Annotated in this window: 27 protein-coding genes; 17 read left to right on the top strand and 10 right to left on the bottom strand. The window is 50.7% G+C overall.

Features of this window, described 5'->3' with window-relative positions:
- Positions 1-189: 189 nt before the first annotated feature.
- Positions 190-558, bottom strand: coding sequence for a type II toxin-antitoxin system VapC family toxin (locus HZB62_11695; GenBank protein ID MBI5075811.1), 369 nt, complete (start codon positions 556-558; stop codon positions 190-192).
- On the bottom strand, positions 558-764 hold the full coding sequence (locus HZB62_11690) for an AbrB/MazE/SpoVT family DNA-binding domain-containing protein (GenBank protein ID MBI5075810.1): 207 nt from the start codon (positions 762-764) through the stop codon (positions 558-560). The genes HZB62_11695 and HZB62_11690 overlap by 1 nt, the downstream gene beginning before the upstream one ends.
- 175 nt (positions 765-939) lie before the next feature.
- Here HZB62_11690 and HZB62_11685 point away from each other — a divergent pair, with 175 nt between their 5' ends.
- From HZB62_11685 to HZB62_11675, 3 genes are all read left to right on the top strand, one after another.
- Complete coding sequence (locus tag HZB62_11685) at positions 940-1,167, top strand: hypothetical protein (GenBank protein MBI5075809.1); 228 nt, start codon at positions 940-942, stop codon at positions 1,165-1,167.
- The gene (locus HZB62_11680) at positions 1,146-1,571 is read left to right on the top strand and encodes a putative toxin-antitoxin system toxin component, PIN family (GenBank protein ID MBI5075808.1); all 426 of its coding nucleotides are present in this window, start codon (positions 1,146-1,148) and stop codon (positions 1,569-1,571) included. The genes HZB62_11685 and HZB62_11680 overlap by 22 nt, the downstream gene beginning before the upstream one ends.
- Positions 1,572-1,642: 71 nt before the next feature.
- On the top strand, positions 1,643-1,876 hold the full coding sequence (locus HZB62_11675; GenBank protein MBI5075807.1) for a BrnA antitoxin family protein: 234 nt from the start codon (positions 1,643-1,645) through the stop codon (positions 1,874-1,876).
- 69 nt (positions 1,877-1,945) lie between these two features.
- On the opposite strand, the gene HZB62_11670 is transcribed toward HZB62_11675, so the two are convergent.
- Both HZB62_11670 and HZB62_11665 read right to left on the bottom strand, forming a co-directional pair.
- Positions 1,946-2,263 carry a HigA family addiction module antidote protein gene (locus HZB62_11670; protein MBI5075806.1) on the bottom strand — a complete coding sequence of 106 codons (318 nt, stop codon included), beginning with the start codon at positions 2,261-2,263 and terminating at the stop codon, positions 1,946-1,948.
- Between the two features lie 18 nt (positions 2,264-2,281).
- Positions 2,282-2,575, bottom strand: coding sequence for a type II toxin-antitoxin system RelE/ParE family toxin (locus tag HZB62_11665; GenBank protein MBI5075805.1), 294 nt, complete (start codon positions 2,573-2,575; stop codon positions 2,282-2,284).
- Between the two features lie 176 nt (positions 2,576-2,751).
- On the opposite strand from HZB62_11665, the gene HZB62_11660 reads away from it, so the two are divergent.
- The 4 genes from HZB62_11660 to HZB62_11645 all read left to right on the top strand — a co-directional run bounded on the left by HZB62_11660 (position 2,752) and on the right by HZB62_11645 (position 5,618).
- Positions 2,752-4,005, top strand: coding sequence for a tyrosine--tRNA ligase (locus tag HZB62_11660; protein MBI5075804.1), 1,254 nt, complete (start codon positions 2,752-2,754; stop codon positions 4,003-4,005).
- 3 nt (positions 4,006-4,008) lie between these two features.
- Complete coding sequence (locus HZB62_11655) at positions 4,009-4,674, top strand: MgtC/SapB family protein (protein ID MBI5075803.1); 666 nt, start codon at positions 4,009-4,011, stop codon at positions 4,672-4,674.
- Positions 4,675-4,954: 280 nt separating this feature from the next.
- Positions 4,955-5,218 carry a ribbon-helix-helix protein, CopG family gene (locus HZB62_11650; GenBank protein MBI5075802.1) on the top strand — a complete coding sequence of 88 codons (264 nt, stop codon included), beginning with the start codon at positions 4,955-4,957 and terminating at the stop codon, positions 5,216-5,218.
- Entirely contained in the window at positions 5,205-5,618 is a 414-nt protein-coding gene (locus tag HZB62_11645; protein MBI5075801.1) for a PIN domain-containing protein, read from the top strand. Before HZB62_11650 ends, HZB62_11645 begins: the two co-directional genes overlap by 14 nt.
- Before the next feature lie 9 nt (positions 5,619-5,627).
- Here the strand turns inward: HZB62_11645 and HZB62_11640 are convergent, their stop codons facing one another.
- The 6 genes from HZB62_11640 to HZB62_11615 form a co-directional block, all read right to left on the bottom strand.
- On the bottom strand, positions 5,628-5,966 hold the full coding sequence (locus HZB62_11640; protein ID MBI5075800.1) for a hypothetical protein: 339 nt from the start codon (positions 5,964-5,966) through the stop codon (positions 5,628-5,630).
- A gap of 141 nt (positions 5,967-6,107) precedes the next feature.
- On the bottom strand, positions 6,108-6,677 hold the full coding sequence (locus HZB62_11635; protein MBI5075799.1) for an NUDIX hydrolase: 570 nt from the start codon (positions 6,675-6,677) through the stop codon (positions 6,108-6,110).
- A gap of 3 nt (positions 6,678-6,680) precedes the next feature.
- Positions 6,681-7,634 carry an ATP-binding cassette domain-containing protein gene (locus HZB62_11630; GenBank protein ID MBI5075798.1) on the bottom strand — a complete coding sequence of 318 codons (954 nt, stop codon included), beginning with the start codon at positions 7,632-7,634 and terminating at the stop codon, positions 6,681-6,683.
- Between the two features lie 3 nt (positions 7,635-7,637).
- Positions 7,638-8,444, bottom strand: a complete 807-nt coding sequence (gene cbiQ / locus HZB62_11625) for a cobalt ECF transporter T component CbiQ (GenBank protein ID MBI5075797.1) — start codon at positions 8,442-8,444, stop codon at positions 7,638-7,640.
- 29 nt (positions 8,445-8,473) lie between these two features.
- Entirely contained in the window at positions 8,474-9,508 is a 1,035-nt protein-coding gene (locus HZB62_11620) for an energy-coupling factor ABC transporter permease (GenBank protein ID MBI5075796.1), read from the bottom strand.
- Between the two features lie 12 nt (positions 9,509-9,520).
- Entirely contained in the window at positions 9,521-10,282 is a 762-nt protein-coding gene (locus HZB62_11615; GenBank protein ID MBI5075795.1) for a transporter, read from the bottom strand.
- Positions 10,283-10,552: 270 nt separating this feature from the next.
- Between HZB62_11615 and HZB62_11610 the strand changes: the two genes are divergently transcribed.
- The 10 genes from HZB62_11610 to HZB62_11565 all read left to right on the top strand — a co-directional run bounded on the left by HZB62_11610 (position 10,553) and on the right by HZB62_11565 (position 20,785).
- Positions 10,553-12,004, top strand: coding sequence for an amidophosphoribosyltransferase (locus HZB62_11610; protein ID MBI5075794.1), 1,452 nt, complete (start codon positions 10,553-10,555; stop codon positions 12,002-12,004).
- 99 nt (positions 12,005-12,103) lie between these two features.
- A complete protein-coding gene (locus tag HZB62_11605) occupies positions 12,104-12,433 on the top strand; it encodes a divalent-cation tolerance protein CutA (protein ID MBI5075793.1) in 330 nt (109 codons plus the stop codon).
- A gap of 25 nt (positions 12,434-12,458) precedes the next feature.
- Positions 12,459-13,427 carry an ABC transporter substrate-binding protein gene (locus HZB62_11600; GenBank protein ID MBI5075792.1) on the top strand — a complete coding sequence of 323 codons (969 nt, stop codon included), beginning with the start codon at positions 12,459-12,461 and terminating at the stop codon, positions 13,425-13,427.
- Between the two features lie 32 nt (positions 13,428-13,459).
- Entirely contained in the window at positions 13,460-14,416 is a 957-nt protein-coding gene (locus tag HZB62_11595; GenBank protein MBI5075791.1) for an ABC transporter substrate-binding protein, read from the top strand.
- A gap of 10 nt (positions 14,417-14,426) precedes the next feature.
- The gene (locus HZB62_11590; protein MBI5075790.1) at positions 14,427-16,310 is read left to right on the top strand and encodes a sensor histidine kinase; all 1,884 of its coding nucleotides are present in this window, start codon (positions 14,427-14,429) and stop codon (positions 16,308-16,310) included.
- Complete coding sequence (locus HZB62_11585) at positions 16,295-16,690, top strand: response regulator (GenBank protein MBI5075789.1); 396 nt, start codon at positions 16,295-16,297, stop codon at positions 16,688-16,690. The genes HZB62_11590 and HZB62_11585 overlap by 16 nt, the downstream gene beginning before the upstream one ends.
- Positions 16,687-17,853 carry a response regulator gene (locus HZB62_11580; protein ID MBI5075788.1) on the top strand — a complete coding sequence of 389 codons (1,167 nt, stop codon included), beginning with the start codon at positions 16,687-16,689 and terminating at the stop codon, positions 17,851-17,853. Before HZB62_11585 ends, HZB62_11580 begins: the two co-directional genes overlap by 4 nt.
- 59 nt (positions 17,854-17,912) lie before the next feature.
- On the top strand, positions 17,913-18,554 hold the full coding sequence (locus HZB62_11575; GenBank protein MBI5075787.1) for a Crp/Fnr family transcriptional regulator: 642 nt from the start codon (positions 17,913-17,915) through the stop codon (positions 18,552-18,554).
- A gap of 415 nt (positions 18,555-18,969) precedes the next feature.
- Positions 18,970-19,488 carry a lipocalin-like domain-containing protein gene (locus tag HZB62_11570; protein ID MBI5075786.1) on the top strand — a complete coding sequence of 173 codons (519 nt, stop codon included), beginning with the start codon at positions 18,970-18,972 and terminating at the stop codon, positions 19,486-19,488.
- A gap of 85 nt (positions 19,489-19,573) precedes the next feature.
- On the top strand, positions 19,574-20,785 hold the full coding sequence (locus HZB62_11565; GenBank protein ID MBI5075785.1) for an amino acid ABC transporter substrate-binding protein: 1,212 nt from the start codon (positions 19,574-19,576) through the stop codon (positions 20,783-20,785).
- The last annotated feature ends 17 nt before the right edge of the window (positions 20,786-20,802 follow it).

Here is a 20,802-nt window from a genome sequence, read left to right as displayed (position 1 = left end):
TGTTTGGTGCAGAAGTTTTTCTGACGCCGTTTTTGAAACCAAGTCGGAACCAAAGACAATCTTTACAGCACATTAGGGATGATTCTTACGTTGAATCTGAGAGCTGTCGTTTTTTCTCTTGACGAGCGTGGGCCTTATAGGGGTTGGAAACCAAATAAGTCAACAAATTCATCACCGTCCCTCAGAGTCCTAATCAACAAATACAACGCGGTCCAGCTCCCTGAAATGAGCATCACTGGTAATGACTTTGCAGCCAGCCTCCAGCGCGGTCGCATACACGATTGCATCAGCCATAGGGAGAGAGTGCTTGATGCTCACCTCTGCTGCAAAGAGCGCGGTGCTTTCGGTGAGATCGACAACCTTTGTCCTGTTCATGATAGACACAGCAGACAAGGCCTCTTCCTCAGTTCTATCACGCCTGATCTTCTTGAATACCTCGTACAGAACGATGGTTGGTGTAATAACGCGGTTTGGATCTTTCAGGCGACGCGCATAGGCGCCTGCCATCGGGCCGTCAATGAAGAATTCGATCCAGCCAGAAGAGTCTACGAGCACCATTACCGGTCTTCATCCTCTCTGATATTTCCAGCATCCATGCCCTTCAGAAAACCCCGGAACGTTTCAATGGGCTTTTCTGGAATAAAATAGATAACGCCTCCCTTGGTGACGACAGTCATCTTTTGACCGGATTTCAGATCGAGCTTCTTTCTGACATCCTTTGGTATAACCACCTGGAACTTCGGAGAAATGGTTGTTGTGCTCATATGTCCTCCAAAAAACGTATCGATAATAATATCGTAAAACAATATGTTTGTCCTGTCAATAAAAAGGGCGGTGAAGGTCCGGAGCTCCTCCCGTTACAGCAACGCCCAAACCCTTGTCTTTAGGAGGCATAACGTAATATGATTGACTTATTATGCGCGGAAGAGGAGGCAGGCCATGAAGAAAGCTGTTATCGAAATTGACAGCAGCCAGTTGTTAAATGCTTTGGGGCAACTGTCCCCTGGTGACGTAAAAAAATTGATCGACGAGCTTTTTCTGAAGAAACTGTTTGGAAAGCCCGATTTTGAGACGGTTGCTGCAAAAGCGAGACGCGTTGTCAAGAAAGAGGGACTTTCCCCAAAGGTTGCTGAGGAAGCTGTTGCATGGGCAAGAAAACAAAAGTAGTTATCGATAGCAATGTTTTGGTGTCTGCTTTTGGCTGGCATGGCACGCCGGAAGAAATAGTGCTGCTTGCCACTACCGGCGAGATATCGAACTTTACGAGCACTGCGATGCTTTCGGAACTTGTAAGGGTAGTCGGCTATCAGAAGCTGCGGTTTCCGGAATCGTTGCAGGCGGAAATCATCGAAACAGTATTTACCTCTTCATCTCTTGTCAACATGACTGAGCCCCTGAAAGTCATAAATTCCGATCCCGCCGACAATAGAGTCCTTGAATGCGCAGTTGCCGCCTGTGTTGATTTCATTATCTCGGGCGACAAGCATCTGCTTGACTTGAAGAAGTTCGGGGGCATTGAAATAGTTACTCCGGAAGACTTTTTGCTTAAGACCGGAAAAGGGAAGAGATAAGACCCACCACCTCTACTGATCTTTGTCCTCCCCGAGATTCCTTGCATCCATGTTCTTCAGAAACCCCCGGAATGCTTCAGCCATTCCAGGAACGGGAATTCTGGAAAACCCATGACTCTACGGACTATCTTGACTGGTCGAAGGCTGAACGTGTCCGTTTTCCGAACCTCAAACTGTCCACTCAATCAATATCTATCAGACTGCCGGTTTCACTGTTGGAACAGATAAAGATCGAGGCTAACAAGCGTGACGTTCCTTATCAGTCGCTTATAAAGGTCTGGCTGTCAGAAAAAGTGCACCACTAACAACAGTCTGGAAGCCGGCTTGCCTGTGTCCGATGTTGGCGCATCGCGTAGTGGTACCCAGCTGCGGGATTAGATGTGGGCAAGAGCAGGCAATCTTTTTATCTTATGAATCTCTTTCGCTTTTGCCGAGTGAGTAGCATGATAGAGATCCCATGCCAACTGTAAATTAAGCCAGAACTGAGCTTCCATGCCGAAAAGCTTCTCAAGGCGAAGTGCAGTGTCAGGGGTGATGCCCCGCTTACCATGAATAAGCTCATTAACACGCGGGTATGAAACCCCCAGCTTATCTGCCAACTCACTCTGCGTAACTTTCAGTGGTTTGAGAAACTCCTCCAGCAGCATTTCACCAGGATGCGTTGGCGGACCATTTTTGGGTATGCGGACCATTTTTGCCTCCTTTATTGTTTAGTGGTAATCAGTAATTTCGACATTTTCCGCTCCATCGTCTATCCAGACAAAACAGACACGGAACTGATCATTGATCCGTATGGTGTGCTGCCCCTTACGCTCATCCTTAAGGGCTTCGAGAAAGTTTGCGGGCGGAATTTTCAATGATTCCAGGGAAACGACACCGTTAAGTTGATCAAGTTTTCGTTGCGCCACTCGCAAGATTTGCTGTGGACAGCTCTGGCGTGCCTCTTTGGTGTTATGCCTGTCGAAAATATCCTCGGTGCCCCTGTCACGGAACGATTTGATCATCGGTCTTCCGTTCGTTTTGAACTCGTCACCATATTCAAATTAAAATGGATAACGTTATATATGGCAACAGATTGAATTGCCTTGCAAAAAAATAAAGATACGCAAGAGACTCGTTATTTCGTAATACAATGCGTCCAAATTGACTGCTATTCCCTTCAGCGGGTATCATAACGACTATGCTTTCACCCGAAAAACAGCTTGAAACAATAGGGCGCGGTACGGTCGAGATCATCAGCGAACCGGACCTGCTGAAGAAGCTGCAACGGTCATGTAAAGAGAACAGGCCCCTCCAGGTCAAAGCCGGTTTTGACCCGACCGCGCCTGACATCCATATCGGTCATACCGTGCTTCTTGAGAAGATGCGCCAGTTCCAGGACCTTGGCCATGAAGTGACCTTCCTGATCGGTGACTTCACCGGCATGATCGGCGATCCAACCGGCAAGAATGAAACGCGCAAACCCCTTACAAAAGAGGAAGTGCTTAAGAATGCCGAGACGTACAAAGCGCAGGTTTTCAAAGTGCTTGATCCCGTAAAAACGCGGATACGATTTAACAGCGAATGGCTTGAAAGTTTGGGAAGCATGGAGATTGTAAAGCTTGGCTCGATGCAGACTGTTGCAAGAATGCTCGAACGGGATGATTTCAAGAAGAGATTCAAGAATGAACAGGACATAAGCATACTGGAATTCTACTATCCTCTTTTTCAGGCATATGACTCTGTTGCGCTTAAGTCAGATATTGAGCTTGGCGGCACAGACCAGAAATTTAACCTTCTGATGGGCAGGACCCTGCAGCGAAAGAGTTCAATGGAAGAGCAGGTTGTGATCACGATGCCGCTTCTTGAGGGACTTGATGGCGTGAACAAGATGTCCAAGAGCCTTGGCAACTACATCGGCATCAACGAGCCTGCCTTTGAATATGTAAATGGTGAGCTTGCCGGCATGTTCAAGAAAGTGATGAGCGTTCCGGATACCCTGATAGAAAGGTATTTTGAGCTCCTGAGCCGCATCTCTGTGGAGGAGTTCAATGCACTGAAAGAGGGCCTGAAAAATGGCTCAAGAGATCCGAGGGATGCGAAGAAGGAACTTGCCATGGAGCTGGTGACGCGATACTGCGGGCAGGAAGAGGCTGAAAAGGCCAGGGATAAGTATCATGCAGTGTTTGAAGAAAAAAACCTGAGCGATCTTGAGGCGACCTTCCCGATTCTTGAAGTATCTGCCGGCAGTGCAGAAAACGCTGCATGGCTTCCTCAGATCATGAAGCAGGCCGGACTTGTGCAAGGCACTGGCGAGGCAGTTCGACTTATCAAGCAGGGCGGGGTCAAAGTGAACGATCTGGTCGTCTCTGATACGAATTTGAGACTTCAGACCGGCGAACATATTGTGAAGGTCGGCAAGAAGAAGTTCTACAAGATTATCGTGAAAGGATAGTCAGTGGCAGCTGCCGAAATCATACTGAAGCTCCTTCTCGGCACACTCCTCGGCGGCATTATCGGGTTCGAGCGTCAGACTCACGGCAGACCGGCCGGTTTCAGAACACAGCTCCTTGTCTGCGTTTCCTGCGTGCTGCTCATGATCATCTCAGAGGGCTATTATGCGAACAGCGCACAGTTCGGGCTGATGCGGATCGATCCCACGCGGATCGCTGCAGGTGCCATGACCGGCGTGGGATTTCTGGGCGCAGGCGTTATCCTCAAGACAGGCGCCTCAGTGCAGGGGCTTACCACGGCTGCCTGTGTCTGGATCGTCTCTGCCATCGGGCTTGCCATCGGTGCAGGTCAGTATGTTGCCGGTATTGTCGGTTTTGTGATCACCTTTGTGTCCCTCTGGTTCCTGCGACTTCTTGAGACGAGAATGCCGAGAACGGTCTATAAATTTGTGACCCTGATCACAGACAGCACCGGAGACGAAAAAACGATCTGTGAAGTTTTTGAGGAGAAAGGATTCAGGGTCACCAAGATGGATTATGAGATCCAGTTCCCTGAAAAAGAACGGACCTTTGTTTTTACCGTGGCTGGTCAGCACAGCTCTCCTATCAGGCAGGTGATCGAAACCCTCTCAGGTCTGAGTTTTGTCAGGAGGCTTGAGATAAAAAGCTAATGATGATGCCCGTGTTCGGCATGGCCGCCGGCGATCACGTACACAGCCTCTGAAACGCCTTTGTTTTCAAGATAGCAGGCCTGTTCCCCGACTAAGTGGATCACTGAACCTTCTTCTTTTATCCCTTTTTGTTTATAAAGACGGCCAGAAAACCCCATGGCTTTCAAGCCTGGGGATGAATTAAAACGATTTTTCTGCGGAATCTATGGTTTTAAAAAGGCTTGCCGGATGCGATGATAGTGTGATACATTTATGTAATACATAAATAAAGGAGTCTATCATGCCGGTAAGCGTAAGATTAGACAAAGAAACAGAAGAGTTGCTTGAAAAAGCGGCGCGAGTGATGAGCAAGCCTCGGAGCAGGATAATGAAGGAATCCATTAAAGCTTTTTGCCTAAGAATATTGGAGCAGGAAGAAAAGACTCCTTACGAACTCTCTAAAGACCTTATCGGCAAAGAAGGCAGCGGCAGACGCGATCTTTCAGTCAGGGGGAAAGAGATATTCAGGGAGATGCTGCGAAAGAAACATAATGCTCGCCATTGATACTGGCCCGATTGTCGCTCTTTTTGACAGAGAGGATGACAAACACCATATCTGTCTTGGAACATTCAAGGCAATCCGGCAGCCTATTATTACAACCTGGCCTGTTTTGACAGAGGCCTTCCATCTTCTTGGCTTTTCAACCACGGTCCAGGACAATCTTTGGGAATTCATAGAGCGTGGAACTGTCACAGTCCATCAGCTTGATAAAGAACTTTCAAAACGATGCAGAGCCTTGATGAAACAATATCGGGACCTCCCCATGGATTTTGCTGATGCCTCCCTTGTAGCTGTTGCAGAAAAAGAGAATATTCATACGATTTTTACACTTGATGACGATTTCAGGGTCTATCGGACAAAACAAAAGAGACCTTTCAATTTATTGCCAGGGTGGAAGAGATAAAGAGCAGATTTAGTGGAGGTGATGCCCGTGTTCGGCATGGCCGCCGGCGATCACGTACACAGCCTCCGAAGAGCCTTTGTTCTCAAGATAGCAGGCCTGCTCGCCGGAAAGATGAATTACTGAACCTTCTTCGATTATCCCTTCAAAATCACCGGTTACGCTGAAACTTCCTCGTGCAGCAAAAAGCATCTCCTCATGGCCCTTTCCCGGTTTTATTTCACGCTCCTTTTCGCCGGGCATGAGTCTGCCGTAGATCATGTAACAGGCATGAGATCCAGTATCTGCAGAGCCGAAGACATATTCCCCATTCTGCTTCTCTGCCATTGCTTTTAGATCAAACTTTTCCATGGTTCATAGTCCTTTTTTGTCTGTTTCTAACAAGTGCATTGGTTATATATCATTAACAATAAATCTCCCCTCACCCCTCTTTGCCAAAGAGGGGTATGACACCTCCCTTTAGCAAAGGGAGGATAGGAGGGATTTGATAATTTATGAACTCCTTAGTAAGTATTTTTTCGCCATCTCGATCATCCCGTAAATTTTCATATCAATGTGGTTTCCGCTCTGCCGCAGTTCTTCCAGTTTGGCTGTTACGTTTCCGAGGGGGACAGGGATCACCTCGATATCCTCTGTTTCATCGCGCTGGCCTATGCCGACATGTCTCAAGCCTGTGGCAATGTACACCGAGAGGATCTCCGAAGAGGCGCCTGATGACATGGGGCCTTCGGTCAGGAACTGTACATCCCCTGCCTCATATCCGGTCTCCTCGATCAGTTCCCTGCGCACGGCCTGCTCAAAGGATTCTCCCTTATCAACAAGCCCGGCAGGAAGTTCTATCACAAACCCGTTTATGGGCGGCCTGAACTGCCTGATCAGGATCAGCTCATTATTGCCGGTAAACGGAACAATGCCGATGACCCCGTCGCAGTTTACGCGTTCAAATGCCTCCCAGTCTCTCTTTTCGATGCAGTTGCTCGAATTGCAGCGAACATTGTAATCAATGAGCACAGCGCGCAAAAATCTGCCTTGCCAGAGGATCTTCTTGTTCAATACGGCCATGGTCTATTTGCAGAGCTCCATCGCCTTTTTGAACTGGCTGTCCATTGTCATGGTCTCGTCGGCGATCTTCTTCAGGACTTCGGCCAGTTCCCTCTTTCCGAGGGCCTCGGCTTTCTTTGCCCAGTCCTCATATGTTTTTGCGTGCTCCATGTTGTGTTCGGCCCAGTGACCTAACAGGTGCTGCAGTTTGCTGATCTCGTCCATAGTTCCTCCTCTTGGCAGATCTCTTTTCTGTAATGATAACGGCAGTTCAAGATTGTTCTCTTCAAGCAGCTGCCTGTCGGACAGGATCTCTTCTGTCGGCCCGTCGGCAACAACTCTTCCCTCCTTTACGATAATACATCTCCTGCAGACATCGAGGATCAGATCAAGATCATGCGATGCAATGATCTTGGTATGGTGAAAGTGTTTCAGAAGGTTGATTAATGCCCGTCTCGATTTCGGGTCAAGGTGAGAAGCCGGTTCGTCCATGACCAGGATATCCGGCTGCATCGCAATGACCGATGCGATCGCAACCGCGCTCTTCTGTCCGCCGGACAGATGATGCGGCGGCTTGTCTCTCAGCGCTGAACAGCCGACAGTTTCGAGCGCCTCCTGCACGGTTTCGTTGACCCGTTCAGAGCTGAGACCGAGATTGAGCGGGCCGAATGCAACATCGTCAAAGACCGTCGGCATGAAGAGCTGATCATCAGGGTTCTGGAATATCAGGCCGACTTTTTTTCTGATCTCCTGCCGGGTCTTTTTATCAAGCCGGAAATCGCCGATGGTGATCGTGCCGGTCTGCGGCAGCAGGTACCCGTTTGTATGCATCAGAAGCGTTGACTTGCCCGAGCCGTTGGCTCCTACGATCCCGACCGACTCTCCATGGGTGATCCTGAGGGAGAGGCCGTTGAGAGCGGCGGTGCCGTCAGGGTAGTGGTAATGAACGTCTTTAAATTCGACGATATGATGGCTCACCGGTTACCCCAGCATCCTCATCGAAACTCTTCCTATAATGCCGACCACGTCATGCATTCTGAAAAAATATAAAAAAATGATCGTGAGGCCGGCAAACAGTGCGTCAGCAATGGTAAAGCAATAAGTCCTTGAGGTATTGAGTCTGCCGGTAAAGCCGCGCGAAAGCATGGCCTGATAGATTCGTTCGGCCCGTTCAACCGTATGGAGGAAAAGAGTGCCGAAAAGGTTTATTGCCGGCTTGATGCCGAGCCCTTTTCCCCCAAATGAACGCATATCCCTGGCGCGTACGATCTTCATGCTCTCCTCAGCCAGAACAAAAATATACCGATAGAGGAATAGAAGCTGAGAAACAAATATTTCCGGCATGCCCATCTTCTGCAGTGCGTGACAGACCCCTGGAAATGAGGTGGTTGCAATAAGGAGCAGGGCAGACGTTATCGTCAGAACAAACTTCAGCATGATCGAGAAAAAAGAGACCCAGCCACCTGAAACAGAAAGGCCGAAGAAAGACGTGATGATCTGTCTGTCAAGCAGAGGATTGAATATGCCGATAAATACGGCGAAAGATGATACCAGGAGCACTTTTTTCAGGATGAACTTCACCGGGACATCACTGAACGAAAAGATCAGAACAGGGAAAAGCAGGAAAGGCAGAAGCCCTGCTATTTCATGCTTGGGAAACGATACGGTCGTAACAATGAACGCCAGGGTGGCCAGCAGCTTTGTCCTTGGGTCGAGCCTGTGGATGACCGTGTCCCGGTAGGACAGCGTGTCGAGATAACCGAGATTAAAATATGCATTATCGAACATTGAATTATATTACCCGAAAGATCTTTGTTTCAGGAGGATTGCCTCCGCACGGTTCTGATCAGCAGACCGATCAGCAGGACCGCAACCAACACCAGTCCAGCGCCTGCGATCCCTGAAACAGATTTCCCGTAGTGCGATGCAGGCCCTGACTCCGCGCTCCTGTTTGTCTGTTCGTCCGACTTCCTGAAATTGTAGTCAGGGAGAAGAGCGGTCTTTTCCTGTATGGACTTCAGTGCAGAGGCTGCACCGCGTTCTGCATCGGGAAGTTCCTGCCTGCCCATGATCTTTTCAATAGACCATTCAAGTCCGTCAGGATTATCAGAGGCAAACCAGGAGAGTGCTCCACCAATGACCACTGTGGCGATCAGGAGCCCTGCAAGGACTTTTTTGATCGGGATCCCGGCGGGCAGAGGGCGAGCAGAAAAAGCAGTTTCGAGAATCTCAGGACGGGCAGACCTGATAAAGTTGATAACCCCTGCAGTCACGAACCCTTCAACTAGGCCGATTGCCAGATGAACAGGCAGCATCAACAGCAGAAAAGCGCTGAAGGGAAGTTCGCTTCTTCCCGAGAGCAATGTCTGCATGACAACAGAAAAAGAGCCCAGCTGTAATCCCACCACCCCGCTTATTGCCGATGCCATCGCAATCCTGCCGGAGCTGCTGCCCGTCTTGACCAGCGGCCTGTAGATAAACGGATAAGCAATAAAGCAGGGATATATGCCGAGGTTCCAGATGTTACAGCCGAGGGCAAGAAGGCCGCCGTCTGCAAAGAAAAGGGCCTGGACCGTAAGGACCGATGCCATGACCAGGAAGGCGGCATGAGGGCCAAGAACGATAGCCAGGATCAGGCCGCCGCCAAGATGCCCGGATGAGCCAGTTGCAGGGATCGTAAAATTTATCATCTGGGCTGCGAAGATGAAGGCGCCGAGAACCCCCATCAGGGGTATTAATTTCTCATCCAGATTTTCCTTAAGTTTCTTTGAACAGTAGGCAATAGTCCCTAATGCTCCTGCCCAAAAGGTTGCCCCGACTGCCGGTGAAAGCAAGGCATCTGCCATATGCATGGTTATTTCGCCTTAGAATCTGAAGGCAATGCCTGCCATCAGGGTGTAATCTGCTTCTGCCTTGTTCAGGCCGGTCTTGATGCCGAAGTCGATATCAAAATTGTCTGCCACTTTGTAGATCAGTCCTGCCAACGCAAAGAGCGGGTTGACTCTTGATGTTCTGTCAGGAGTTGTCTCTCCGCCAATATTGCCGACGATCCTGATGTTTTTTGAGGCTGCATATTCTCCTGCGAGGGAGTAGTGCCAGATGTCGCGAATTTCTTTACGATTTGCAATGTACCCGAGGTTCAGATGCAGGGTGAAAGGCTCAAGTTCTTTCGTTGTGATAAAGAATAAGCTGTAGTCCGGCTTGCCGTCTCCCAGTCCCTTATTCTCATTACCTGTTGGGATTGTGACACCGGGCTTAAGCGCAAGACTGAGGCCCTCATGGTCATAACTCCGCCATTTGACTGCAAGAGAAAGATCCGATATCCCGTTTTCATGGTACCAGCGACCCGTTTCATCCTTTTCGCGGAACAGGATATAGGGGGAGCTGATCACGATATCAAGATTGTCCAGCAGTCCGGCAGTGAACGTGGCACCAAGAGCAGTCTCGGTGTTGCCGCTGTCGCCGGCATGCTCGGCATTTATCTCAATCTGGAACTTGCCCTTGCCCTGTGTGCCTGTGTCGTCAGTAATCAGCGGGTGTGCGGCATGAGTTGTTGTTGCATGAAGCAAAGCTAAACAGATAACCAGAATGCTGACCACTTTTTTCCCGCAAGTCTTCTTTAGCATGAATGGTGTCTCCTTTTGCAGAAAATAAAAAAGCCATAAAGGTTTTTGGGCAAGACTTCGGTCCTGCTCAAGCCTTCATGGCCTGTAAATTCTATGAATAAATTACCATAAGGAACTGTTTGCATTCAAGGACTTATTCTTATGCGAATGGTTGTTCCCCAAATGGCAGCGCAGTTTATGGTAGAATGATATACTATATTTTCCCGGAGAAAGTGTCCGCTACCCGTGCGCCAGAAACTGAGGAACAGCCAGAAACAGAAGCCTTGCCATATGCTGCGAACCTGCCGGCAGGGTTCTTATATCCCCTATACCGACAAGTCTGATCCCTTTGACAAGTTTCATGAAGAGTGCGGTGTCTTTGGCGTGTACGGCCATCCGGAGGCGGCGAACCTTACCTATCTCGGTCTGTATGCTCTGCAGCACAGGGGTCAGGAAGGTGCGGGTATCTGCTCGTCTGACGCACGGCAGCTCTATATCGAGAAGGGAATGGGGCTTGTGGCCGATATCTTCAGCGAGAAGAGGCTGAAGAAGCTTCCGGGCCATATTGCTATCGGTCATAACCGCTATTCCACGGCAGGCAGCAGTGTTCTGAAAAATGTCCAGCCGATCGTCGCGAACTTTGCTCTCGGCGCTCTTGCGCTTGCGCACAACGGCAATCTTGTCAATGCCCCTGAGCTCAGAAAGACCCTGGAGGATGAGGGCGCAATATTTCAGTCAACATCCGACAGCGAGGTTGTTGTCCATCTCATAGCGCATTCCAAAGGCGATAACTTTTCCGAGCGCGTGGCTGAGGCCCTGAGGGCGATCAGTGGTGCATACAGTCTCCTTGTCCTGAGAGAAAAAGAGCTTATTGCTGTGCGGGACCCCTATGGCGTCAGGCCGCTCTGTCTTGGCCAGGTGGATGGCGCCTATGTTGTTGCATCTGAGACCTGCGCCCTTGACCTGATCAATGCCACCTATATCCGGGATATAGAGCCGGGTGAGATGGTCATCATCAATGACGCGGGCATAACCTCACGGAAGTTTCTTCTCAGCCCCAGAAAGGCGTTCTGCATCTTTGAGTTTATTTACTTTGCCCGGCCGGACAGCAATATCTTCGGCGGCCAGAACGTTAACGAGATCAGGAAGGAGTTCGGCAGGCAGCTTGCAAGAGAATCAAAGGTGGACGCAGACCTGGTCATCCCTGTGCCTGATTCCGGAGTGCCTGCGGCCCTGGGCTATTCGGAAGAAAGCGGGATACCGTTTGATTTTGGTCTTATACGGAACCATTATATCGGCAGGACCTTTATCGAGCCGAAGCAGAGCATCAGGCACTTTGGTGTGAAGATCAAGCTGAACCCTGTCAAAAAGCTCATAGAAGGCAAACGCGTTGTTGTTATTGACGATTCGATTGTCAGGGGAACCACAAGCAAGAAGATCGTCAAGATGCTGAGGGAAACAGGCGGGGCAAAAGAGGTCCATCTGCGGATCAGTTCTCCGCCGACCATAATGCCCTGCTATTACGGCATTGACACACCGACGCGTCAGGAGCTTATTGCATCGAGCCATGATGTCGAGGAGATCAGGAAATATGTGACTGCAGATTCCCTTGCCTATCTTGGCATTGAAGGCCTCAAAAAGATCGTGCCTGAGGCAGACAACTACTGCTCAGCCTGTTTTGATAATATCTATCCTATCAACTTTCCCGGCGAACATCTTGAACAGATGGAGTTCTTCTTTTAGCCTGAAAATAAGGCTTCTTCCTTAAACGAAGCCGATTGCAGCACATATGCCCTGCGACCTTCTCCCTGCCGGGCAATACCATAAAGATGGGGTGATGGCATGGCAGAATTTGTTGTTGTCCTGATCACAGCTCCAAACGAAGAAGAGGCTGCAAAGATAGCCAAAGACATTGTAGGGTCAAGGCTTGCCGCCTGTGTCAACATCATCAGGGGCATCCGCTCCATCTATCAATGGCACGGCAGGATCGAGGACGAAGCAGAGGTCCTTATGATCGTGAAGACAAAACAGGCGTTCTTCAGAACCCTCGAAAAGAGGGTAAAGGAGATTCATCCCTACACAGTGCCTGAGATCATAGCGCTCTCTATTATTGAAGGCTCTGCCGAATATCTTCAGTGGCTCACCACAGAGACGTTACAAGACCAGGGATAAATAGATAAGGGGGAGGGGTGCAAGAATGACTACGATCAAAAAAATTTTCATTGCAATGCTTCTGGCGATCGCGGTACCCTGTTGGGCTCAGGCTCCGCCGCGTATCGCATGGCTATGGACAGGCAGCCCGGAAGGGGAGGCAACTATCGTATTCGCCTTCAAGGACGGCATGCGCGAAAACGGCATGATTGAGGGCAAACACTATATCCTCGACGAACGCTATGCAGACGGAAAGTATGACCGGTTCCCAGCGCTTACCGAAGAGCTTCTGAAGCGCAATCCAGCGATCATCATGGCGAACACGATCGCAGCGGTACGTGCAGCGCAGAAAGCGACCAAAACGGTCCCGATCATATTCGTGAGCACCAATGATCCGGTGGGCAGCGGCCTGGTCGCAAGCCTTGCACATCCCGGAGGCAATACGACCGGGCTTTCGAGTCAGCATGAAGATGCGATCAATAAGTACATCGAACTCCTGCGCGAAGTGCTTCCCCGTGCATCACGTATTGCAGTCCTCAGCAACCCGGGTAATCCGTCAATCCCGAAAATGTTCGAGCGCGTCCGTGTTGTTGCTTCCTCCTTCGGAATTACCACACGGGCGTTCGATGTGACCACACCCAAAGATCTCGATACCGTGTTCAGTGAAATCACGCAGTACCGGCCCAACGCGTTATTGGTGCTCCCCGATTCCATGTTCTCCTCTCAGCGAGATGTTATTTCCAAATTCTCGACAACTCAGAGGATCCCCACCTTTGCCTCCAATGCGGCCTTCGTAACCTCAGGATGCCTGATCTCATTCGGCACAAATCGCATCGAAGTCTTTCGCCGCTCTGCAATATACGTAAAGAAGATCCTCGGAGGAGCCAAACCCGCTGATCTCCCTGTCGAACAACCGACCAGGTTCGAGATAGCAGTGAACTTAAAGACCGCTAAAGCCTTCGGTATCACTATCCCGCGATCGGTGCTGATGCGAGCGGATGAGGTGATCCAATGATTAGGACAAGGAGTACAAGAATGAGAACGATCATGAAATCAATAGTTGTCATGTTCCTGCTGATTGCGGTGCCCTGCTGGGCTCAGGCTCCGCCGCGTATCGCATGGCTATGGACAGGCAGCCCGGAAGGGGAGGCAACTATCGTATTAGCCTTCAAGGATGGCATGCGAGAAAACGGCATGATTGAGGGCAAACACTATATCCTCGACGAACGCTATGCAGACGGAAAGTATGACCGCTTCCCTGCCCTCGCCGATGAGCTGCTGAAGCGCAACCCCACGATCATCATGGCGAACACGATCGCAGCGGTACGTGCGGCGCAGCAGGCGACCAAAACGGTCCCGATCATATTCGTGAACACCAATGACCCGGTGGGCAGCGGCCTGGTCGCGAGCCTCGCGCATCCCGGGGGCAATACAACCGGGCTTACGAGTCAGAATGAGGACGCGGTCAATAAATACATCGAACTTCTGCGCGAAGTGCTTCCCCGTGCATCCCGTATTGCAGTCCTCAGCAACCCGGGTAATCCGTCGATTCCGAAAATGTTCGAGCGCGTCCGTGTTGTTGCTTCCTCTTTTGGAATTACTGCACGGGCGTTCGAGGTGACCATGCCCAAAGGTCTCGATGCCGTGTTCAGCGCGATCACGCAGTACCGGCCCACCGCGTTATTGGTACTCCCCGATTCCATGTTCTACTCTCAGCGAGACGTTATTTCCAAATTCGCGACAACTCAGAGGATCCCAACCATCGCCGCCAATTCTCAATTCGTAACCTCCGGATGTCTGATCTCATTCGGCACAAATCGCCCAGAGATCTTTCGCCGCTCTGCCATCTACGTAAAGAAGATCCTCGGAGGGGCCAAGCCCTCAGACCTTCCTGTCGAACAACCAACCCGGTTCGAACTGGTGGTGAACATGAAGGCCGCCAAAGCCCTCGGTATCACCATCCCACAATCGTTGCTGCTGCGAGCGGATGAGGTGATTCAATGAATGGAGCGGCATGAAGTTACGAGGGTTCTTCGCAAAGAAGACCAATGCCGCTCCGGAGTTTTACCGTGGCAGACTGTTCCGCAAGAACTTTCTGCTGGTCCTTGTGCTGGTCTGCGGGACACTGCTTGTATCGGGTGGAACCAGTGCCTATTTTTCCTACCTTGAGCACCAGTCAACTCTTGGAAGCTTACAGCATGAGAAAGCGTATGCCGCTGCATTGAGGATTGAGCATTTCATTCGCCAGATAGAACAGCAACTCAATTTCGTTGCGCTGCCGCAGCTGGGCAAGGGCGCTGGCGGCATTGAACAGCGCAGGTTCGAATTTCTCAAGCTGATGCGGCAAGTGCCGGCTGTGAGCGACATTGCACAACTCGATGCTAATGGCCGCGAGCTGCTCAAAGTATCGCGCCTGGAGATGGATGTTGTAGGCTCCTCAATAGACCGCTCGCAGGCCCCGGCGTTCCTCGGAGCTAAACTGGGCAAAACTTGGTACGGCCCAGTGTATTTCAGGAAGGAGACCGAGCCGTACATGACAATCGCTGTGTATTCGCGCACCGGAGAAGGCACTGTGTCCATAGTCGACGTAAACCTCAAATTCATCTGGGACGTAGTAGCGAGCATTCAGATTGGCAAAAAAGGCAAGGCTTATGTGGTCGATAGCACCGGCAACCTCATCGCTGACCCCGACATCGGGTTGGTACTTGGAAAGACTAACTTATCCCAGCTTGCTCACGTGAAATCTGCGCTCTCTGTGCAGAATGCATCAAATATGAAGGTGATAAAAACGTATGATCTCTCCGGTTCGAAGGTCTTTGCCTCATACGCGGACATTGAGCCATTAGGCTGGAAAGTATTCGTCGAGCAGCCCGTCACCGAGGTTTACGAAACGCTTTACGCCGCTATTCGGCGAACCGGATTTATGATGGCTGCAGGGATGCTGTTCTCGGTGCTGACAGCGCTTTGGTTTGCACGCGGCCTTGTGCGTCCAATTCGCATACTGCAAGAAGGCGCTCAAAAAGTCGGCGCAGGCGAGCTGGATCAGAAGATCGAAGTGAAGACCGGAGACGAGCTCGAATCATTGGCAAACCAGTTCAATAGTATGACCGAACGGCTGCGCGAGTCTTATTCAAGCATGGAACGTAAAGTGGATGAACGAACCGCCGAACTCCTTCTTGCCCGTGATGCCGCCGATGCCGCCAACCAGGCCAAGAGCATGTTTCTTGCTAATGCGAGCCACGAGTTACGTACGCCTCTGAATGCCATCATCGGGTTTTCAGGTATACTGAAAAGACGCATGTTTGGTGAGCTGAATGAGAAACAGGCTGAATATGTCGAAGATATTTACACCTCCGGAAACCATCTCCTGTCTCTTATCAATGATCTTCTGGACCTCGCCAAAGTTGAGTCAGGACGCATCGAACTTGATGTCAAACAGTTTGACCTCCCGTCTGCTTTGGAGAATTCGATTACACTGGTAAGGGAACGCGCCAATCGTCATGGCATTGTCATCGATCTTGCTGTTGATGGGGGGTCTTTTATGGGTGATGAGCGCAAACTCAAACAGATCATGCTTAATCTGCTCTCCAATGCAGTAAAATTTACTCCGGATGGCGGCAGAATCAATGTGAAGGCTGTCCCTGTTGATGGCAGAGTGCAGATATCCGTGACTGACACCGGCGTAGGCATCAAGCCTGAGGACCAGCAGGTCATCTTCGGTGAGTTTCGCCAGGTGGGCGATGATTCTCATAAACGTGAAGGCACGGGGCTCGGCCTCACGCTGACAAAGAAACTCGTTGAGCTGCACGGGGGTAGAATGCTGGTGGAGAGCGAGGCCGGAAAGGGTTCAACCTTTACCTTTACTTTAGCGGAGGGACCATCATGTCAGGCAAGCTGATACTCGTTATCGAGGACAATGAGAAGAACATGAAACTGGTAAGGGATCTGCTTCAGTATGAGGGCTACGAGATGCTGGAGGCCGATACTGCAGAAGAAGGTCTTCGGTTGGCCGGCGAATATCTTCCCGCCCTCATTCTGATGGACATCGGGCTTCCTGGGATAAGCGGATTCGAGGCGCTTAAGCGTCTCAGGGCATCTTCGGCTACAGCGGGCATTCCGGTGATTGCGGTTACCGCTTCGGTCATGACCCAGGACCATCAAAAGATCACCGAAGCAGGTTTTGACGGGTACCAGAGAAAGCCTATTGAGATTGATGAGTTTCTTGAAGCAGTGCGTGGCACTATTGAGCGCTTCGGGGCTGAAAGGAGTACCGAATGAATAATCCCGCAAGAATCCTGGTGGTTGACGATACTCCTGCAAACGTAAAGTTGCTTTGCGATTTACTTACGTACAAAGGCTACGAGGTTATAACAGCGACATCAGGGGCTGAAGCATTGGAAAAAGTGGAGACCGGGCAGCCCGACCTTGTCCTGCTCGATATCCTTATGCCGGGGATGAACGGGCATGAGGTATGCCGTACCATCCGTAGAAACCCTGCCACAGAGATCCTGCCGATAGTGATGGTCACCTCTCTTGACCCGGCCGAGGAACGTATGAACGGACTGCAGGCGGGCGCTGACGATTTCCTCGCCAAGCCTGTTGACGAACAGGAATTGCTGGTACGTGTGCGATCGCTGCTCAGGATAAAGGAACTGTATGATACGGTCCAGGTCCAGTCAGCCCAGCTAACTGAGTGTAACAGAACCCTGGAACAGCGTGTCCAGGACCAGGTGGACCAGCTTGAGCGCCTGGGACGGCTGAAACGTTTTTTCTCGCCTCAATTAGCTGAGCTTATCATCGCAGGCGGTGCGGATGATCCTCTCAAGGCCCATCGCAGGGAGGTGACCGTTGTCTTTGTGGACCTGCGCGGGTTTACCGCCTTCACTGAACTGTCCGAGCCTGAGGAGGTGATCTCCGTGCTGAACGAGTATCATGTCGAGATGTCCAAGCTTATTCTTGAATATGAGGGCACTCTGGAGCACTTCGCCGGTGACGGGATAATGATCGTATTCAACGATCCGGTGCTCTTGACGAATCCGACTGAGCGTGCAGTCCGAATGGCAACAGCCATGCGTAAGCGCATGGGGGAATTGAAAGCTATATGGCAGAAGCGCGGTCACAGTCTTGACTGCGGTTATGGAATCGCCTATGGCTATGCCACTATCGGGGCAATCGGCTTTGAAGGCCGTAAGGATTACTGTGTAGTCGGCTCTGTAGCGAATATGGCAGCCCGTCTCTGCGCTGAAGCCAAAGGTGGACAGGTAATTATTAATCAAAAAACGTTAGGCAAAGTCGAAGAAATCGTCGAAACAGAATCCCTGGATCAATTATCCCTTAAAGGGTTTTCCAAACCCGTTGCCGCATTTAATATTATCAAGATCAGGGATCAGGAATTGTCCCGGATCCATAACCATGATATCCCTGAAAAGGAAACCATTTGACAATGCTTCACTCAAAGGGCGAGAGGGAATTATTAGAAAAGTCTATTCGCAGAGTGATTTTGTTCAAGGGCATTACAGAGAAGTATTTGAAGCAGATTGTTGATGATTTCAGTATTCTTCATGCCGTAAAGAATAAGGTCATAATAGTGCAGGAAGATACCAGTACGGATCTCTATATAATTCTCAAGGGTAAAGTTAAAGTGACTCTTATGAGCGGGGAAGGTGAAGAGTATATCCTGACAGACCTGCACGTGGGTGACTATTTTGGCGAGATGAGCCTTATCGATGGAAAGCCCCGATGTGCAACGGTAGTTGCCGTGGAGAACTCGACGTTCGCTATGCTGAAACGGGAAAGGCTGATTGAAGCGTTACAGCGGGACCCCATACTTGCACTTGATCTGCTCTCGACCCTTGTGCATAAGCTGAGAAAGGCCACTGAACGGGAAGAACGCTTTGCATTTCTTGATGTGCGGCAGCGGTTATTAAAACTGTTTGGGGAACTGATAAGAGAAGAAGGCAAGAAGGTAGAAGACGGTTTCTTCAAAATAGGCAAGCGCACCCAAAAGGAGCTGGCCATAAGAATAGGCGCTTCACGAGAGGCGACCTCGCAGATCCTGAGAACTCTTGCTTCCGAAAAGATAATTATGGAGAAGGACACGTATTCCCTGATATCACCTTCCGTATATGCAGAAGACTTATAGTAAAAAGCTGCAATAATACTTCAGACCACACCTGCGAAGAACTTCCCCTAACCCAGCTAATTCATAAACTTTTGAGAAATTAGGCGGCACATAGCATTCTCTCTCATTCTCGCTGCGCTCCGAGGCTTTTGCCTCTTTATCTCAGAGATACATACTGCATGACTATCGGCAAAAGAAACCGCTCGGATACCATGTCCCGCCTTATTAGGCCTTTTATGACTTGAGATTTATGCATTAAGTGGACAAAGAATTTTTTTATCTCCGCCGATGGTATTTTCACCTTCTTTGATGGTGATTTCACCTTTACTCTGTTGCCTTATGCTGAAAAGATAGAGCCAGCAAGAGATAGGAGGTGCAGTATTAAGAACTGGATTCAACCTCCCTTTTCAAGGGAGAAAAAAGAAGGAGGGACACAATGAAATGGTCAATTAAGGAAGTAGCAGGCGTATTGTTGGTTGTTGCTGTACTTGTTGTTGGGATGATGTCTGGAGCATCGAAAGTCTATGCCGAGGAGAAGGGCGCACAGGGAAGCTGGGTTCTCGTTTCAATCTATAACGATCAGGACGGCAAGAAGACTGATGTGTTCGGTGCCAATCCGAGAGGCTCCCTGATGTTGGCTCCTGATGGCCGCTTTTCGCTGACCTTTTTGCGGGCAAGCCTTCCGAAATTCGCTTCCAACGCCCGCCATAAAGGAACCGTTGAGGAAAACCAGTCCGTTGTCCAGGGGTCCGTCGCCGCTATTGGTACGTACACAGTGACGGGCGATAAGGATATGACGTTGAATCTGCACATAGAAGGAAGTACGTTCCCGAACTGGGACGGCCAGGATCAGAAGCGACTCATCACCATTAATGGAGACGAGATGAAGATGATAAACCCCACCCCTTCTGTTGGTGGCGGAACGAATTACGTCATCTGGAAACGAGCCAGGTAGACGACGCGCAAGCCGGAGGGTGAATATGTTTTCCCCGGCCCTCCGGTGCGCGCGGTTACTTTTTCAGCAAGAAAGGAGATTTGTCATGAGACAAAAAATAGACATGTTGGTGAGTCTCTCCCAACGGTTAGTGCTGTTAGTCTTATCAACTCTAATAACCGTCTCCGACATCGCGGTGCCGGCACTGGTTCAGGCCCAGCAGCCTATCCGGATCGGCGCCACCATGTCCGAGACTGGAGCATTTGCCACACAGGGCGTGCCCGCAGCCGCCGGCTATCGCCTTTGCCAGAAGGACGTCAACGAGAAAGGCGGCCTCTTGGGACGCAAGGTCGAGTTTCTGATCTACGACGATAAATCCGATCCCAAAGCCGCTGTCGCCCTCTACGAGAAGCTGATCGTCGAGGATAAGGTAGATGCTGTGATGGGCCCCTATGGTTCGACTCTTACCGAGGCTGTGGCTCCGGTCACCGAGAAGCACCGCCAGGCGATGATCTCGCCGCTGGCCGCCACCACCTCCATCTGGGAAAAGGGGCGTCGATATATCTTCATGGTGCTCCCGCCCGCAGAACTCTTCCTGGAGGGATTGATCGACATGGCGTCCCGCAATGGGCTCAAGACCGTCGCCATCATCGAGGAGGACGCCCTCTTCCCCATGGCCGTGGGCAAAGGGGCCGTGGAGCTGGCCAAGAAGAGGGGCATGCAGGTGGTCCTCCATGAGACGTACGCAAAGGGGACCAAAGACTTCTCCGCCATTTTGGCGAAGGTCAAGGCAGGGAACGCCGATGTGTTGGGAATGGTCGCCTCATCGCTGGGAGATCAAATCGTCGTCGGCCGCCAAATGAAAGAGCAGGATATCAACGTCAAAATGTTCGGGATCGGGCAGGCGGTCGCCGAGTTCCAAAAGGAGCTTGGGAATACGGCCGATTTTGTCTATGGTGTCTCGCCATGGGAGCCGAGCCAACCCAACCCCGGCATCAAGGAGTTCGTGGCCGCGTATCAGAAAGAGTTCAATCGGGCTCCGATCTATCACGCTGCCGGTGCCTACGGCAGCTGCCAGATCTTCATGGAAGCCGCCCGACGGGCGGGCAGCATAGACTCCGAGAAGCTTCGGGAACAGCTGCTTAAGCTCAGGATGAAAACCATCTTCAGCGACTACGCCGTGGACGAGCGGGGATATCAACTCGCCAACAGGGGGCTCTTTATTCAATGGCAGGACGGTGCGAGGGTTGTGGTCTGGCCGGACGACCTCGCGACCGGGAAGCCTCGGTTCCCGACCCCGCCATGGAGTCAGCGGTAGAAGAGGTTCCTCCTTTC

The organism is Nitrospirota bacterium, from assembly GCA_016214855.1.
In the GTDB taxonomy this organism is placed as follows: Bacteria; Nitrospirota; Thermodesulfovibrionia; order Thermodesulfovibrionales; family UBA6898; genus UBA6898.
This window is presented reverse-complemented; position numbering and strand designations above follow the sequence as displayed.

What these genes read in the sequence shown, in the direction of transcription:
- HZB62_11640 (MBI5075800.1), bottom strand. Translation starts at nt 5,966, where the DNA reads ATGGAAAAGTTTGATCTAAAAGCAATGGCAGAGAAGCAGAATGGGGAA.
- HZB62_11595 (MBI5075791.1), top strand. Translation starts at nt 13,460, where the DNA reads ATGAAATCAATAGTTGTCATGTTCCTGCTGATTGCGGTGCCCTGCTGG.
- HZB62_11670 (MBI5075806.1), bottom strand. Translation starts at nt 2,263, where the DNA reads ATGGTCCGCATACCCAAAAATGGTCCGCCAACGCATCCTGGTGAAATG.
- HZB62_11585 (MBI5075789.1), top strand. Translation starts at nt 16,295, where the DNA reads ATGTCAGGCAAGCTGATACTCGTTATCGAGGACAATGAGAAGAACATG.
- HZB62_11620 (MBI5075796.1), bottom strand. Translation starts at nt 9,508, where the DNA reads ATGCATATGGCAGATGCCTTGCTTTCACCGGCAGTCGGGGCAACCTTT.
- HZB62_11635 (MBI5075799.1), bottom strand. Translation starts at nt 6,677, where the DNA reads ATGGCCGTATTGAACAAGAAGATCCTCTGGCAAGGCAGATTTTTGCGC.
- HZB62_11685 (MBI5075809.1), top strand. Translation starts at nt 940, where the DNA reads ATGAAGAAAGCTGTTATCGAAATTGACAGCAGCCAGTTGTTAAATGCT.
- HZB62_11600 (MBI5075792.1), top strand. Translation starts at nt 12,459, where the DNA reads ATGACTACGATCAAAAAAATTTTCATTGCAATGCTTCTGGCGATCGCG.
- HZB62_11570 (MBI5075786.1), top strand. Translation starts at nt 18,970, where the DNA reads ATGAAATGGTCAATTAAGGAAGTAGCAGGCGTATTGTTGGTTGTTGCT.
- HZB62_11590 (MBI5075790.1), top strand. Translation starts at nt 14,427, where the DNA reads ATGAAGTTACGAGGGTTCTTCGCAAAGAAGACCAATGCCGCTCCGGAG.
- HZB62_11615 (MBI5075795.1), bottom strand. Translation starts at nt 10,282, where the DNA reads ATGCTAAAGAAGACTTGCGGGAAAAAAGTGGTCAGCATTCTGGTTATC.
- HZB62_11580 (MBI5075788.1), top strand. Translation starts at nt 16,687, where the DNA reads ATGAATAATCCCGCAAGAATCCTGGTGGTTGACGATACTCCTGCAAAC.
- HZB62_11610 (MBI5075794.1), top strand. Translation starts at nt 10,553, where the DNA reads ATGCTGCGAACCTGCCGGCAGGGTTCTTATATCCCCTATACCGACAAG.
- HZB62_11605 (MBI5075793.1), top strand. Translation starts at nt 12,104, where the DNA reads ATGGCAGAATTTGTTGTTGTCCTGATCACAGCTCCAAACGAAGAAGAG.
- HZB62_11650 (MBI5075802.1), top strand. Translation starts at nt 4,955, where the DNA reads ATGCCGGTAAGCGTAAGATTAGACAAAGAAACAGAAGAGTTGCTTGAA.
- HZB62_11645 (MBI5075801.1), top strand. Translation starts at nt 5,205, where the DNA reads ATGCTCGCCATTGATACTGGCCCGATTGTCGCTCTTTTTGACAGAGAG.
- HZB62_11695 (MBI5075811.1), bottom strand. Translation starts at nt 558, where the DNA reads ATGGTGCTCGTAGACTCTTCTGGCTGGATCGAATTCTTCATTGACGGC.
- cbiQ (MBI5075797.1), bottom strand. Translation starts at nt 8,444, where the DNA reads ATGTTCGATAATGCATATTTTAATCTCGGTTATCTCGACACGCTGTCC.
- HZB62_11680 (MBI5075808.1), top strand. Translation starts at nt 1,146, where the DNA reads ATGGGCAAGAAAACAAAAGTAGTTATCGATAGCAATGTTTTGGTGTCT.
- HZB62_11675 (MBI5075807.1), top strand. Translation starts at nt 1,643, where the DNA reads ATGCTTCAGCCATTCCAGGAACGGGAATTCTGGAAAACCCATGACTCT.
- HZB62_11660 (MBI5075804.1), top strand. Translation starts at nt 2,752, where the DNA reads ATGCTTTCACCCGAAAAACAGCTTGAAACAATAGGGCGCGGTACGGTC.
- HZB62_11665 (MBI5075805.1), bottom strand. Translation starts at nt 2,575, where the DNA reads ATGATCAAATCGTTCCGTGACAGGGGCACCGAGGATATTTTCGACAGG.
- HZB62_11565 (MBI5075785.1), top strand. Translation starts at nt 19,574, where the DNA reads ATGAGACAAAAAATAGACATGTTGGTGAGTCTCTCCCAACGGTTAGTG.
- HZB62_11690 (MBI5075810.1), bottom strand. Translation starts at nt 764, where the DNA reads ATGAGCACAACAACCATTTCTCCGAAGTTCCAGGTGGTTATACCAAAG.